This is a genomic window from Thiomicrorhabdus sp. (assembly GCF_963662555.1).
Classification (GTDB): Bacteria; Pseudomonadota; Gammaproteobacteria; order Thiomicrospirales; family Thiomicrospiraceae; genus Thiomicrorhabdus.
Map to the genome: position 1 here is coordinate 1,843,240 of NZ_OY759719.1, position 14,953 is coordinate 1,858,192.

Genomic DNA, 14,953 nt, shown 5'->3' on the forward strand with positions numbered 1-14,953 from the left:
ATTTCTTAAAGAAAGAAGAACCTACTAACGGTAAACAAGTAACAACCAAAAAAGAAATGGAATTGTTGAGTTTATCCGCTTCTAAATCTATTCAGTTCAAGGCGGGAAGAAGGAGCTTACGAGTAGTAAGTGACGACTGACCAATATCAGCAGTGTAGTGATAACTTTCGGGTTAGTTCGACTTTAAATTAGATCAGATCAAGGCGTGAGTAAGAAGCCTACATATCAGTAGGTGACGAACGAACAACAAAGAAATAATCCGAATTTTCGAGTTCATCCGCTTCTAAATCTATTCAGTTTAAGGCGGGAAGAAGGAGCTTACGAGTAGTAAGTGACGACTGACCAACGCAGAAATGGATGGAGTTAGGAGCGAATGAACCGATAATTTTAGTGTTTGCCGAAACCGTGCATATAATGCCCTAAAGCTGAAATATCACTACTCATGTGACGCACTAACGTATCTAAACTGACAATTGCATTTTCTAAAATATTTACTGCAATAAAAGGTTCTTCTACTTTGATTCGATCGTACATTGGACGAGTTAACTCCAGTACTTTAACCCCTTTCTTACAAGCTTCCATACGTAAATCACGTGGTTTTCTATCAAAGAAAGACATTTCTCCAATTAATGTACCTGTACCTTGTTTACCCACAACAGCAGTGTCTTGACCATCAAAGCTTAAAAATTGCACTTTACCGCTAATGATAAATCCAAGAGTATCCCCCACTTCGCCGCTGTCTGAAATTATCTCGCCACTGGCATACTCTTTCTCTTGTAGGTAATGTGTTAACTTTTCTACTTCTTGTTTTGTAAGAGATTCACAAATTGCGTTCTCTTGAAAAAATACGAAAAGTTCTTTGACTGACATTGAAATCATGAAATTATTCTCCTAAATAATCTGATTATTTTTTTTATTTTATTATTGGTTTTTGTGCTAAAAAAGATGCAACAGGTCGCCCATCATTTAATGTGTCTATTCTATCAATAATTATATTATAGCCCGCAAAAACTTGAGCTAACTCACCTGCCTTTAAAATAAAGTTAGGGTTTTTAGGTGAGTCAAACTTTTCGACGCCTTCTGTAAAGGTTTGAAATAATACAAATCCTCCAGGCCTGATTGCTTGCTGAATATAATCAAAACTTTCACGACTTAAAAAACGTACTGTGGTGATTAAATCAAATTGCTGCTCTGGCAAACAACCGTCTTTTTTGATGTCACAGCATTTAAACTTAACGTTAGCACCAGATAAATTTGCTAATGTTTTGGAACGCTTTAATACTTTAGGTTCATGGTCAATAGCGATGACATTCATTCTATTTTTGGCTAAAAAGATGGCATCTCTTCCTCCGCCGCAACCTATATCTAAAACAGCTGGTCGCTTTGAGTCTTGTAAATGAAATGCGATTTTTGATTGGTTTAATAAGTCAACAAACTCATTAACCAACCCACATGGTGACCATAAAATTTTAGAGGCTGAACCTGATTCTACCAGGCCTGGTAATTGTGCAGACCAATCTTGCATCGCTTGATTAGAACGAATGACTAATGAACCTGAAACTTCATAACCCTTACTATCTAGTAAGATACTGGCGGCTTCAATTTCATCTTTATTTCCGACTAAATAGAGTTTAGCTGGTGAGGCTGGTAACGCATTAAGGCTTTCTGGAAGAATCTCCCAACTTAGCCAAGTTGCATTTTTAATATGGCCTTGTTTAAAGTCTTCTAAAGAACGTAAATCAATAATACCATCGGCTTTTTGAAAGACCATTATCCCGCTACACTCTCAGGAAGATTAAAGACACGCTTTGGCTTAAGAAGTTGTTTTTCAGCTTGCCATTCACCTACCGCAATACAAATATCGTTTTCATAAAAACGCACAAAATCTGTTTCGGGTTTATCAAACTCTAACTTACCACCATGTCTAATTAAATCAGCTTGCTCGGTAGTTAGATCAATACGTTGGAGATGTTGAATGGCAATATCAAGCGGCTGAACACAAGCATCAAGCTGCTGTTCAATCTCTTCAAGGGTAAGCATATCTTCACCCATCAAACTACCCGTTTGCGTACGATGCAAAGCCGTTAGATGACCGACTGTGCCTAACGCTTTTGCGATATCTTCACCTAATGTTCTAACATAAGTACCTTTTGAGCAATGCACATCAAAAATAATTTGATTGTCTGTAAAGGACACTAAGGATAAGTTAAGAATTTTGATTGGACGTGCCGGACGCTCTATTTCAATGCCTTGACGGGCATAAAAATACAGCGGTTTACCTTGATGTTTTAATGCAGAATACATCGGTGGAATTTGTTGAATATCACCCATAAACTTTGCTAAGACTGACTCAATCAAATTTTGAGAAAGTTCTGGCACAGGCAAGGTTTTAATAATTTCCCCTTCTGTATCACCAGTATCAGACTGTTCACCCAACTTGAGGGTAGCTGTGTAGCGTTTATCCGATTCTAAAAGCAGCCCTGAAACTTTGGTAGCCTCACCCAAACAAATAGGTAAAAGCCCAGTAGCAAAAGGGTCTAAAGCACCTGTATGACCACCTTTTTTAGCATTAAAAGCACGAATGACTTTTTGTAAAATACCATTTGATGAATCACCGACTGGTTTATTTAACAAAACAATACCGTTAACCACACGTTTAGGTGGTCGTTTAAACTGCTGAACCATTTATGAATTTAACGCCTTATTAATCAACGCTTCCATATGCTGAGCATGCTCTGGAATACTGTCGTAGTAAAAACGGATCTGCGGCACGATACGTAAACGTAAACGCTTACCAATTTCTGAACGAAAGAACCCTTGAGCTTTTTCTAGTGCAGCTAAAGCTTCGCCCACTTCTGGATCTTTTTCATTAAAACCCATTAAAGCAAAATGTATTTTAGCAATACTTAAATCTTTACTGATTTTACAATCAGTAATACTCATGTTTTGAAAACGAGGGTCTTTGACCTCTTGCACAATTAACTGTGCAATGGTTCTTCTAATTTCTTGAGCGACACGTGTTGGTCTGCTCACTGTTTGATTACTCATAATCTTTATCCTTAGAAACTTTTAAACGAATAAGTCTCTCTTAAATCAAAAAGCCCCAATGGTCGTTAATCAAAAGATTATCCCATTGAGGCAACGTGAATATTCAAAAAGCTAATCAATTGCAATTTACCAGGCCTGGTAAATTGCGGTAAAACACCTAAGTGAAAAGCATTTTTTAATAATTCAAACCTAAGTGTTTAGTCTAAGGTACGTTTAACTTCTACTCGCTGATAACACTCAATTTGGTCACCGGCTTTAACGTCATTGTAATCTTTAACACCAATACCACATTCAATACCTTTTTGAACTTCAGGTACGTCATCTTTGAAGCGACGTAAAGATTCAAGAACACCTTCGTAGATAACCACGTTATCACGTAAAACACGGATTGGGTTATTACGTTTAACTGACCCTTCAGTAACCATACAACCAGCGATAAGACCAATTTTAGGTGCTTTAAAGACTTCACGAACATCAGCCACACCAACAATTTCTTCACGGAAATCAGGTGCCATTTTACCTTCAATTGCACGCTTAACATCGTCAACAATCTCATAGATAACGCTGTAGTATTTAAGTCCAATACCTTCATTATCAATAATGCGTTTAGCTGAAGCATCTGCACGCACGTTAAAACCAAAGATTAACGCGTCTGAAGCCATTGCTAAGTTAGCATCTGTTTCAGAAATACCACCTACACCAGTAGAAACAATCACTACTTTGATTTCATCAGTAGAAAGTTTAGTCAAGGCATCAGAGATAGCCTGAATAGAACCTTGTACGTCAGCCTTTAGAATAATATTTACAGTTTGAACATCACCTTCGGCCATTTTGTTAAACATGTTGTCTAACTTAGACTTCTGCTGACGTGCAATCTTAAGTTCTTTGAACTTACCTTGACGGAAGGTTGCCGCTTCACGAGCTTTACGCTCATTCTCAACAGTAATCATCTCATCACCAGCAACCGGCACACTTGATAAACCTAAAATTTCAACAGGAATAGAAGGACCAGCTTCAGTAATAGATTCACCAGAATCACTGATTAAAGCACGAACACGACCATATTCCATACCACAAAGAGCAATATCACCCTTCTTAAGTGTTCCTGACTGAACAAGAACCGTTGCAACTGGTCCACGTCCTTTATCAAGACGAGATTCAATAACCACACCCTTAGCATGACCTTCAGTTGGTGCTTCAAGTTCTAACATTTCAGATTGTAAAGAAATTGCATCTAGAAGCTCATCAATACCCATACCTGTTTTAGCCGAAACTGGAACAAACTGAATATCACCACCCCAAGACTCAGGAATAACTTCTAATGCAGCTAACTCTTGCATAACACGGTCCATATTGGCCGCTTCTTTATCCATTTTGTTTACTGCAACAACAATACCCACTCCAGATGCTTTTGCATGCTGAATTGCTTCTTTTGTTTGTGGCATAACACCATCATCTGCAGCAACAACGATAACAACAACATCCGTTACTTCTGCACCACGAGCACGCATAGCAGTAAAGGCCGCGTGACCAGGAGTATCGATAAAGGTAACACCACCTTTGTCAGTATCAACATGGTAAGCACCAATGTGCTGAGTGATCCCACCCGCTTCACCATGGGCTACTTTTGCTTTACGAATATAATCAAGTAAAGATGTTTTACCGTGGTCAACGTGACCCATGATAGTAACAACTGGAGAACGGTGAACCGTTTCACCATGGTACTCTTGGTTTACAACTTCGTCTTCAATCGTCACTTCATTGAAAGCAACGGCTTTATGTCCCATTTCTTCAACAATCAACATAGCTGTTTCTTGGTCAAGGATTTGGTTTATTGTTGCCATTGTGCCAAGCTCCATCATCATAAATTTGATGACTTCACCCGTTTTAACAGACATTTGTTCTGCAAGTGCTGCAAGAGTAATACTTTCAGGAACTTTAACTTCACGAATTACTGGCTCAGTTGGTTTTACAAAACCATGCTCATTATCAGCTTGGGCTACATTGCGTTTATCAACTTGACCTCTGCGACCTTTACCACGACCATTACCAAAGGCATTTTGACGAACATTAGTCTTTTTACCTTTACCTTTAGGCCCATCTGCCCCGTCATTTGCTTTACGGCTTTCATGATGTTTCTGATCTTTGGCTTTTTTAGCCGCTTTAGAGTGATCTTCTTTAGGTGGAACTGGAGCAATCTTAGCGATTGTCTCTTCATCTAAAGTCGCTTTTTTATCTGAAACTTTTTTAATAGGTTCTTCTTGTACAGCCTGAGATTTTTCTTCAACCGCAACTTCTTCAGCTACCGTTTCTGCTACCGGTGTCTCAACTGTTACTGGTTGTTCAACTACTTCTTCTACAACTTCTTCAACAATTGGTTCTTCAACCACAGGCTCTTCAACTTGCTCAGGTTTTTTAACATAGGTACGTTTCTTACGTACCTCAACATTAACGGTACGTTTACCGCTACCCGAACCAGCAGACAAATTTAATGTTTGTTTACGACGAAGCGTCACTTTTTTAGGAGCGTCTTCTGACGTTTCACCATGCAAACTTTTTAGATAAGTTAGCAAGGTACGTTTTTCTTCTTCTGATAATGAATCGGACTCTTTTTTACCTTTAACACCAGACTCGTTTAATTGAGAAATCAGTTTTTCAACAGAAAGGTTAAGTGTCTCTGAAAATTGTTTTATTGATACTTCGGCCATCGAAACTCTTCCTTTTATTATTCAAACCATGGTGCACGTGCTTTAAGAATTAATTCTCCAGCAGCCGTCTCATCCATTTCTACATATTCAAGTAGCTCATCGGTACCAAGCTCTGCTAGATCTTCTTGAGTAATTACACCATTACTAGCTAATTGCTTAGCCATTTCTTCTGTCATACCCTCAAGGGCTAACAGATCTTCAGCAGGTTCGGCCATCGCCGTTTTTTCTTCTGCTACAAGTGCTTGAGTTAATAATGCATCTTTTGCACGCTGTTTTAATTCACCAACTAACTCTTCATCAAAACCATCAATCTCAAGCATTTCAGCGGCTGGTACATAAGCCACTTCTTCCACACTAGTGAAGCCCTCAGAAACTAATACTTCTGCAAAATCTTCATCAATATCTAGTGCATTTACAAATACATCAACCTGATCTTTAGATTCAGTTTCATGTTTCTCAGCCATTGCTGTCTGAGTCATAACATTCAGTTCCCAACCAGTAAGCTCACTAGCCAAACGGATGTTTTGCCCGTTCTTACCAATCGCCTGAGATAACTGCTCATCTTCAACAGCCAAGTCCATAGTATGTCTATCTTCATCAACCATGATTGAGGTAACTTCTGCAGGTGCCATTGCATTAATAACAAACTGAGCATCATTTGGATCCCAAAGAATGATATCGATTCTTTCACCTGCTAATTCATTTGTTACTGCTTGAACACGACCACCACGCATACCAACACAAGCACCAATCGGATCTAAACGTGGGTCATTAGCACGTACCGCAATTTTTGCACGGAAACCAACATCACGAGCAGCACTCATAATATCAATTAAATCATCACTGATTTCTGGCACTTCAATCTTAAACAGTTCAATTAACATCTCTTTACAAGCACGAGACATAAATAACTGAGGTCCACGTGGACGGAAAGAAACTTCTTGTAAATAACCACGAACACGATCACCAATACGGAATGTTTCACGACCAATTAATTGGTTACGCATAATCACCGCATCAACATTGTCACCCATATCAAGAATGACATCACCGCGATCGATACGTTTAACCTGGCCTGTTAAAATTTCACCAACACGTTTTTCATAAATCTCTACAACTTTTTTACGCTCAGCTTCACGCACTTTCTGGATGATAACTTGTTTAGCGGTTTGTGCACCGATACGACCAAAATCAATTGATTCCATTGGCTCTTCAATGTATTCACCAATTTCAGCATTAGGATCTTCATCAACTGCATCCATTTCACGGATATACCAACCAACGTTATCTTCAATTGCTGTGGCGTCGTCAATGACTTCCCAACGGCGAAATGTTTCATAATCACCTGTATGACGGTCAATAGAAACACGTACGTCAATTTCATCATCATGACTTCTTCGGGTTGCAGTGGCTAAAGCAGTTTCAATAGCATCAAAGATGATTTCTTTATCAACACCTTTCTCATTGGCCATAATTTCAACAACGGCTAATACTTCTTTACTCATTTCTGTCTCACTCTAATTCTGTTTAGTACTTCAAAATTTGGGATTAAAACTGGGTTTAATAATCGGGTTTAAAATCGGTTTAAAAAACTGGCACCAGGTTGGCTTTATCAATTAAATCAAATGGTATCTCATATAATTCACCATCAATCTCTAATTCAATACCAGAGTCTGTTACTTTTGACATAGGCCCTTTAAAACGTTTTCTACCTAAAACCGACACACTGCTACGAACTTGCACCTCTTGGCCTTCATAGCGTTTAAATTGTTCAGGTGTAAATAACAAACGATCCATTCCTGGTGAAGAAACCTCTAAGCGAAATTCGCTACTAATCACATCTTCAACATCTAAAATCGCACTAATTTGCTTACATACCGCATAGGTTTCATCAGAATTAACTGTACCGTCTGCTTTTTCTATAAATATGCGTAATAACGTATGTCTACCAGCAGGCATGTATTCCATACCCCACCAATCAAACCCCATTGATTCAACGGTTGGTTTTAACGCATTTTCTATTTTTTCTTCAATCGTCACTAATTTACCAATTCCAAGTATTCTGAAGTTTAAATAACAAAAAACCCCGTAAAAACGGGGTTTTTTAAAAATCGAACCGCTGCTTAAACAAAGATTAAGCAACCCTCGATAAAACTTTTTTTAAAAAATCTGAGCATAATTATACTGTTTTTTGTTTATTTGTCAAGAACTTAACCATGAACTTTTATTTATTGTTTTGTGACGAAAGAGGGTAATTTTTCTTTCTTTAAACCTTGTTAAGCTCTTGTAATTTAACAAAAATTAATGACGTCATCAACGCATCACTAAAGGCATCATGCTGCCCCATATTAGGAATATCTAGGCTTTTAAGAATAACATCAAATGAAAGATCAATATTAGGCTCAATACATGAACGTTTATATTTTTGTATTGCATGTTCATAATACATACCCGAAACTTCAATTTGAGGGTTTGGAAGCCCAATACCTAAATGTGATTTTATCACTCTATTTACCATTGCAACATCAAACTCAAGATAATATCCAACCAATGTCGCACCGCGAATAAACTCTAAAAACACCTTTATAGCTTCAAATTCATCATCGTAGAGTACATCACTATTGTCTACATCTATATTTCGAATCTGGTGAATTGCTATACTTTCTGCTGAAATATCATTCTTTTGCTTAATAAAAAGATTTAAACTCTGGCTGGTCTGAACTTCATTTTCAACAATCTTTATTGCACTAAGGGTAATGATCCGATCTTTTTTTCTATCCAAACCTGTTGTTTCACAGTCAAAACAGACAAAAACACCTGGCTCTACATCAAAAAGATACTGGTAACTAGGGTCTTTTAGTTGCCGTTTAAGTTTACTTATTTGGGAACCTTTCAACCAGGCCTTAATATCTGCAAGCATTACAACAATCCATCAAGTGCAAAGTGGTGATTAATTCGCTTTTTAAAATCATCTACCACACCAAAACTTTGCTTAAGCAAGCCTTGTTGCATATGACTCAGTTCAGAAAGACGAATCTTATTATCAGGTATTTCACAACCATCCGCGAGCTGATGGAGCATAGATTCAAGCCTTAATGTATTTAAAAAGTTCAGGGTTTCACCGAGCTCAATACCAAACTCTTTTTCAAAAACGCCTGCATCCATAAGTGCTTTTATACGCCAATGAGTATTGGTTTTTGAAATACCTGCCTCCAATGCATAACAACGCACACCATGTACAATACTAAAAATGCCGCCTTTTTTAATATCAATCACTTCATGGCCCGCTTCAGAATCAACAACCAGGCCTCCTAAAAAACCTATTGGTGTTTTAAATCTTAAAACTGAGACTGCAAAAAGTCGCAAAAAGTTTGAATATCGCTCTTTTTCATTTTGCAAAGTTTCTTTAAGCTCAGAAAGCCACTCTTTTTGACCAAATACCGCTTCGGCATCAAACAAAATAGCTGCATGCATAAAGTTTTCTTCAGAAGGATTTGCAAACCACTGGGCTACTTTAAGCATAAAATCAGATTGACTCATACGCCAATCTGTATTGGAAAGCATTATATTTCCTGGACATGGAGGGAACCCCATCTGTTGCAAAGTTTCTATAAAACTTGAGGAAAACTGTTCTAATTCAATGAGCTCGTTATCCGTCAATTCATCAGAGTAAATAAGTGCATTATCTTGGTCTGTACGAATCACTTGTTCGGATCGACCTTCACTACCCATAACAAAAATACAAACCTTATTTGCTAAATGTGTTGGTAATAAAAACTCAACAAGCTTATAAATCATCTTACGGTGTAATTCGTTAACAAGCTTAGCAATATAATGAGTTTTAATTCCTTTACGATTAAGGTTACCAATTAACCCATCAATCTGCTCTCCAAGCACAACTAAATCCGTTACAGACTGTGCTTGCTCAACTTTCAACAAGACCAAACCTGACTGATTTGCAAACAAACTCATTAAATCTTTTTGATGCAAAAATCCCCTATATCCTTGATCTCCTCTTACAACTAGACGGTCAATTTGAAAGCGAGTCATCTTCAGCAATGCATTAAAAAGATAGTCAAATTCATGAACGGTTTGAACTGGTTTATTTGCTAATTTACCGAGTGTTAAAGAAGCTAGATTCGGCTCATTCTTTGCCAGAAGTTTTAATATATCTGTAGAAGTAACTATACCGATTTCAGAATCATCAAACTCAACTATACAAGCATCCGTTCGCTTCTCTACCATTAGTTTTGCGGCGTGATGCAAGGTAGATTCTTTACTTAAAGAAACATAAGACTGTAAAGGTGCTGAACAGACGGTATCCATCATCACCTCAGTTGAGGTAGCTGACTGAACAGCTTGATGAATACGGTTTAATTTTTCAACAATTGAAGAATTAAAGAAATGGGCAAAATCATGATTGGTTTCAAAGGCCTTTATAAAGAGCTTTGCAGGTAGCTTATAAGCAATAGCCTCCTCTTGCACTTCATAATGGGAAGTACGCTCGGCCTCAGACAAAATATCGGTATCACCAAAAAAACCACGCACACTATAGCGAGATGTAACCTCACCATCATCAATCTCTGCCACTTTTCCTTTAATTAAAATATAGAGAAAGCTCTTATCTAAAGCGTCTTTAAATTCAATCACCTTCTTGTGAGGTAAATAAACTACATTCATACTATCAGCAAGTTCATTTAATAATGCTTCTTCAAGATGATCAAACGGAGGGATTTGTGCAAGAAAATCTCGCTGCTGAGTAATTGCCATACTATTAATAACCATTCATTTTCATTACTACAATAATACTCTGAAAAAACGAGTATGTATAAGAAAACAGACCGTGAATATTTTGATAAACAATTATTCAAGGCAATAAAAAAGGGGCTAAAAGCCCCTTTTTTACAACACAAAATTAATTCTATTAATTTCCGTGTGCTTTCGCCATAAACTCTTCTGTATTACCACGGTCGCTAGTCATCATACTAACAACAACAGTCACAAGAATCGCTACCGGAACTGAGTAAAGCGCTGGGTTAACTAATACATCTAAACCTAACATCGTTTTTAGTCCAAAGAACTTAGAGAACGTGAATAGTAAAGAGAATACTAGACCTGCTGCCATACCCCATACAACTGCTTGGCTTGTTAAACCTTTCCACCAAACAGCTAATACTAGAACTGGAGCAAAAGTTGAAGCCGCAATACCAAAACACATACCTACAAGCATTGCTACGTTTTCTTCTTTCAGCCATACAGACATTGCAATTGCAACAACCGCTAGGAAGAATGCACCAATTTTAGCGAATCTAAGTTCTTGCTCATCAGTTGAGTTAGGATTAATAACACCTTTATAAAGATCGTGTGACAAAGAAGACGTTGCAGAGATTAATAGACCTGCTGAAGTACTTAACATAGCCGCCATCGCACCTGCCGCAATCACACCCATTAGGATCTGACCACCAAGCATGTCACCCAGCATAGGCATTGTCATGTTCTTCGCTTTACCAACTTCACCATTTGCAATCATTTTAATCAGCTCTGGATATAGAGCATACATTGCAATCAAACCAACAAAAAAGATAGCTGCGTAAAATACCGCTAGACCCCAGATAGTAATCTCTGCAGACTTACGAGCATCAGAAGCGTTTGATACTGTATAGAACTTGATTAAGATATGAGGTAAACCTAATACACCAAGGAACAAAGCAATAACAAGTGATGCTTGGTTAGCAAAGTCACGAAGACCAACACCTGGAGTTACTGCAGATGGAGCATCAGTCATAATTGCACGAACTGCATCAACTGCTGCACCTGGACTAGATGCTGCTGCCGCTGCCGCAACTGCTTCTGCATTAGTTGCTGCTAATTTCACAGGAACCATAGTTTCAGCCGCTGTAATTACACCACCTGGATTACCGCCGAATAAATGAATTACTCCGAAAACAAGTAGGAATAGCATCGCACCAAAAAGGATTGAACCCTGGATAGCTTGGTTATAAGACGTTCCTTTCATACCACCAATAATTACAAATAGTGCCATCAAAGAACCTGTAACCAATACTGTTGGAAGATAGTCCCAACCAAGAAGTAGCCCAAATAAGTAACCCGCTCCCACAATCTGCGGAACCAAATACATAACGCAAAGCACTAATGTTGAAACCATTGCAACTGTACGAATCTTTTTTGAATGTTCAGAGAAACGTGCATTTAGTACATCAGCCGCAGTAAATTTACCGACATTTTTTAGAGGGCTTGCAATAGTCAATAAAACAACAACCCATGCAGCAAAGAAACCAATGGCAAGCCACCAACCGTCAACACCCTGAAGTGCAACCGCACCAGCTACACCTAAGAAACTCGCAGCTGAAGCATAATCACCTAGCATAGCTAGACCATTTACACGAGGTGAAATACCTCCACCAGCAACGTAGAAGTTTGCTGTACTTCCAGTTGAAGCACGGTGGTAAAAACTAATCCAAATCGATAGACCTATACCAAGTCCAACGATAACTAGAGCAACAAGGTTTTCCATTATTCGTTCTCCTCAGCGTCCATCTTCTTTAAATACAAGCGAGTAATGACTACACCACTAATGATGACCAATAACCCACCCCAAATTGCTATTGGCATACCAGCCACAACTGTCGCAGCAAGATCTTTGAAAGAAGCACTCACCATGAGTGCAACACCAAAGTACAGTACTGTGAAAATGACCAACAATATGGCCGAATATTTAACTTTATTATTCACAAAGTTCCTCCTCATTTATAAAACTGAATTGTCTAATGACTATTCTTATTTTTATTTTTATTTAGTTAAAAACTAAATAGAGTCCTTTGTATGGGTCATAAAACATTGAAAAAATTGAGAAAATTTTACTGCTTGAGGTCAAAAAAACCGTTAACAGCCAGAGCTATTGACAAGTTTTAAAACGAAAAACAATAAAGTTTTAGCCTTTTTAAATTGTTTATGATCTCGTACAGAGTTCTCATACAGGCATTAAAAAAACAACCCACCTTGTTTAACACCCAAAACAAGGCAGACAATTCGGGTCACCCCAAAACTGGTTAATATTTACATATATTTAGAATTGATTAGATATGCTCAGATTATTTTTTCTTTTGAAACTGATCTAAGATACTAGGATCTTCTAGAGTAGAGGTGTCTTGAGTAATCTCCTCACCTTTAGCGATAGTTCTCAAAAGACGACGCATGATTTTACCTGAGCGTGTTTTTGGTAAGTTGGTACCAAAACGAATATCGTCAGGTTTAGCAATTGGACCAATTTCTTTAGCAACATGATCACGTAGCTCTGCAATTAAAGCATTGCGAGCGTCGCCTTTTGGAATATCAACATTTAGCACAACAAATGCCGCTACCGCTTCACCTTTAATATCATGAGGACGCCCAACTATTGCGGCTTCTGAGACTAATGGGTGAGAAACCAATGCAGACTCAATTTCCATAGTTCCTAAACGGTGGCCAGAAACGTTTAATACATCATCAACACGACCAAGGATCCAGAAGTAACCATCTTCATCATGATAAGCACTATCGCCAACAACATAATAAGGGACATCTTGAAGTGGGAAATAAGTACTCTTATAACGCTCTTCATCCCCCCAAACATTGCGAATCATTGAAGGCCATGGCTTTTTAATAACTAAAAGACCACCTTGGCCTTTACCAAGTTCATTACCTTCTTCATCAAGAATAGCTGCATCAATACCTGGTAATGGTTGAGTACATGAACCTGGTTTAAGAGGGGTAATTGGGAATGGAGCAATCATATGAGCACCGGTTTCAGTTTGCCACCAGGTATCAATAATTGGGCACTCACCACGACCAATAACATCGTGATACCACATCCACGCTTCAGGATTAATAGGTTCACCAACTGTTCCAAGTAAACGTAATTTACTTAAGTCATATTGGCTTGGTAAATCCGCACCGAACTTCATTAATGCACGAATAGCTGTAGGAGCGGTATAGAAAACGGTTACACCATGATCTTGGCAAACTTGCCAGAAACGTCCGGCATCAGGATATGTTGGAACACCTTCGAACATTACAATAGTGGCACCAACAGAAAGTGGCCCGTAAGCTACATAGGAGTGGCCTGTAATCCAGCCTACATCTGCGGTACACCAAAAGACATCGTTATCATTTAAGTCAAACATCCACTCATTGGTAAGATGTGCATTTAATAAGTAACCACCAGAACTATGTTGTACCCCTTTTGGCGTACCTGTTGAACCTGATGTATATAACAAAAACAGTGGGTGTTCAGCATTAACAGGAACAGGATCATGGTAATTGCTCATACCAGCTTCAGCTTCCATCCAGTCAATATCACGACCTTCTTTCATTGAAACTTCATCGTCAGTGCGACGATATACAATTACTTTCTTAACATGATCGCAGCCTTTTGCTAAAGCATCATCCACCGCACCTTTAAGAGGAATCGTTTTACCACCACGACGGCTACCATTAGTTGTAATAACAAGCTTTGCTTGTGCATTTTCAATACGATCACGTAAAGCTTCTGCTGAAAAGCCACCAAAAACCACAGAGTGAATAGCACCAATACGAGCACATGCCTGCATAGCGATAACCGCTTGAGGAATCATTGGCATATAGATAATGACACGATCACCCTTCTCAACACCTTGAGCGGTTAAAGTGTTAGCAAAACGACAAACTTGATCATGAAGTTCTTTATAGGAATAGCGTTCTACATCGCCTTGATCGCCTTCAAAAATAATCGCAGTTTTATCGCTTTTAGTGTCAAGGTGTCGATCAATGCAGTTGTATGAAACATTTAGTTCACCATCAGTGAACCACTTGTAATGAGGGGCATTAGATTCATCTAAGCCGATAGTAAAAGGTTTTGTCCAAGACAGCTTTTCTTTAGCTAAATCAGACCAAAAGCCAACATGATCTTCACTTGCCTTAGCACGCATTTCTGCCAATGTTTGTTCATTGATTGCAACGCTGTTTTTAATGGCGTCAGAAGGTTGAAATAAACGTGTTTCAGTTAGTATCGATTCAATATTAGACATGGCGTCTCCTACAATAATTATTCTCAAATGAGACAATTGCATGAAACGTTAGAAACAAAGGAAAGTTAAATTCTCAACCTTAGCGTATAGAGTCGAGACCTTTGTATTCATCAACGTCTTCGTGCTAAAGTC

The 14,953-nt window shown here is 38.3% G+C and carries 12 protein-coding genes; all 12 read right to left on the reverse strand.

Translation table 11 applies throughout. The features are described 5' to 3' along the window. Window positions 1-387 precede the first annotated feature (387 nt). Window positions 388-879, reverse strand: coding sequence for a Crp/Fnr family transcriptional regulator (locus ACORJQ_RS08150; protein ID WP_321323544.1), 492 nt, complete (start codon window positions 877-879; stop codon window positions 388-390). Between the two features lie 34 nt (window positions 880-913). Continuing rightward, the gene (locus ACORJQ_RS08155) at window positions 914-1,771 is read right to left on the reverse strand and encodes a methyltransferase domain-containing protein (RefSeq protein ID WP_321323545.1); all 858 of its coding nucleotides are present in this window, start codon (window positions 1,769-1,771) and stop codon (window positions 914-916) included. After that, window positions 1,771-2,685, reverse strand: coding sequence for a tRNA pseudouridine(55) synthase TruB (gene truB, locus ACORJQ_RS08160; RefSeq protein WP_321323548.1), 915 nt, complete (start codon window positions 2,683-2,685; stop codon window positions 1,771-1,773). The genes ACORJQ_RS08155 and truB overlap by 1 nt, the downstream gene beginning before the upstream one ends. Then, the gene (gene rbfA / locus ACORJQ_RS08165) at window positions 2,686-3,048 is read right to left on the reverse strand and encodes a 30S ribosome-binding factor RbfA (RefSeq protein ID WP_321323549.1); all 363 of its coding nucleotides are present in this window, start codon (window positions 3,046-3,048) and stop codon (window positions 2,686-2,688) included. 197 nt (window positions 3,049-3,245) lie between these two features. Continuing rightward, window positions 3,246-5,756, reverse strand: coding sequence for a translation initiation factor IF-2 (infB, locus tag ACORJQ_RS08170; RefSeq protein WP_321323551.1), 2,511 nt, complete (start codon window positions 5,754-5,756; stop codon window positions 3,246-3,248). A 17-nt stretch (window positions 5,757-5,773) separates the two neighbouring features. Next, window positions 5,774-7,261, reverse strand: coding sequence for a transcription termination factor NusA (nusA, locus tag ACORJQ_RS08175; protein ID WP_321323552.1), 1,488 nt, complete (start codon window positions 7,259-7,261; stop codon window positions 5,774-5,776). 79 nt (window positions 7,262-7,340) lie between these two features. Then, window positions 7,341-7,796 carry a ribosome maturation factor RimP gene (gene rimP / locus ACORJQ_RS08180; RefSeq protein WP_321323553.1) on the reverse strand — a complete coding sequence of 152 codons (456 nt, stop codon included), beginning with the start codon at window positions 7,794-7,796 and terminating at the stop codon, window positions 7,341-7,343. Between the two features lie 226 nt (window positions 7,797-8,022). Then, window positions 8,023-8,676, reverse strand: coding sequence for a 3'-5' exonuclease (locus ACORJQ_RS08185; protein ID WP_321323554.1), 654 nt, complete (start codon window positions 8,674-8,676; stop codon window positions 8,023-8,025). Beyond that, on the reverse strand, window positions 8,676-10,541 hold the full coding sequence (locus ACORJQ_RS08190; RefSeq protein ID WP_321323556.1) for a putative nucleotidyltransferase substrate binding domain-containing protein: 1,866 nt from the start codon (window positions 10,539-10,541) through the stop codon (window positions 8,676-8,678). Before ACORJQ_RS08190 ends, ACORJQ_RS08185 begins: the two co-directional genes overlap by 1 nt. Window positions 10,542-10,680: 139 nt before the next feature. After that, the gene (locus tag ACORJQ_RS08195) at window positions 10,681-12,291 is read right to left on the reverse strand and encodes a sodium/solute symporter (RefSeq protein WP_321323558.1); all 1,611 of its coding nucleotides are present in this window, start codon (window positions 12,289-12,291) and stop codon (window positions 10,681-10,683) included. Then, entirely contained in the window at window positions 12,291-12,509 is a 219-nt protein-coding gene (locus ACORJQ_RS08200) for a DUF485 domain-containing protein (protein WP_321323560.1), read from the reverse strand. The genes ACORJQ_RS08195 and ACORJQ_RS08200 overlap by 1 nt, the downstream gene beginning before the upstream one ends. Window positions 12,510-12,868: 359 nt before the next feature. Then, complete coding sequence (gene acs, locus ACORJQ_RS08205; protein WP_321323562.1) at window positions 12,869-14,821, reverse strand: acetate--CoA ligase; 1,953 nt, start codon at window positions 14,819-14,821, stop codon at window positions 12,869-12,871. Window positions 14,822-14,953: the final 132 nt, after the last annotated feature.

Coding starts and splice junctions, on each gene's coding strand:
- nusA (WP_321323552.1), bottom strand. CDS start 7,261: ATGAGTAAAGAAGTATTAGCCGTTGTTGAAATTATGGCCAATGAGAAA.
- ACORJQ_RS08190 (WP_321323556.1), bottom strand. CDS start 10,541: ATGGTTATTAATAGTATGGCAATTACTCAGCAGCGAGATTTTCTTGCA.
- infB (WP_321323551.1), bottom strand. CDS start 5,756: ATGGCCGAAGTATCAATAAAACAATTTTCAGAGACACTTAACCTTTCT.
- truB (WP_321323548.1), bottom strand. CDS start 2,685: ATGGTTCAGCAGTTTAAACGACCACCTAAACGTGTGGTTAACGGTATT.
- ACORJQ_RS08155 (WP_321323545.1), bottom strand. CDS start 1,771: ATGGTCTTTCAAAAAGCCGATGGTATTATTGATTTACGTTCTTTAGAA.
- ACORJQ_RS08185 (WP_321323554.1), bottom strand. CDS start 8,676: ATGCTTGCAGATATTAAGGCCTGGTTGAAAGGTTCCCAAATAAGTAAA.
- ACORJQ_RS08195 (WP_321323558.1), bottom strand. CDS start 12,291: ATGGAAAACCTTGTTGCTCTAGTTATCGTTGGACTTGGTATAGGTCTA.
- ACORJQ_RS08150 (WP_321323544.1), bottom strand. CDS start 879: ATGATTTCAATGTCAGTCAAAGAACTTTTCGTATTTTTTCAAGAGAAC.
- acs (WP_321323562.1), bottom strand. CDS start 14,821: ATGTCTAATATTGAATCGATACTAACTGAAACACGTTTATTTCAACCT.
- rbfA (WP_321323549.1), bottom strand. CDS start 3,048: ATGAGTAATCAAACAGTGAGCAGACCAACACGTGTCGCTCAAGAAATT.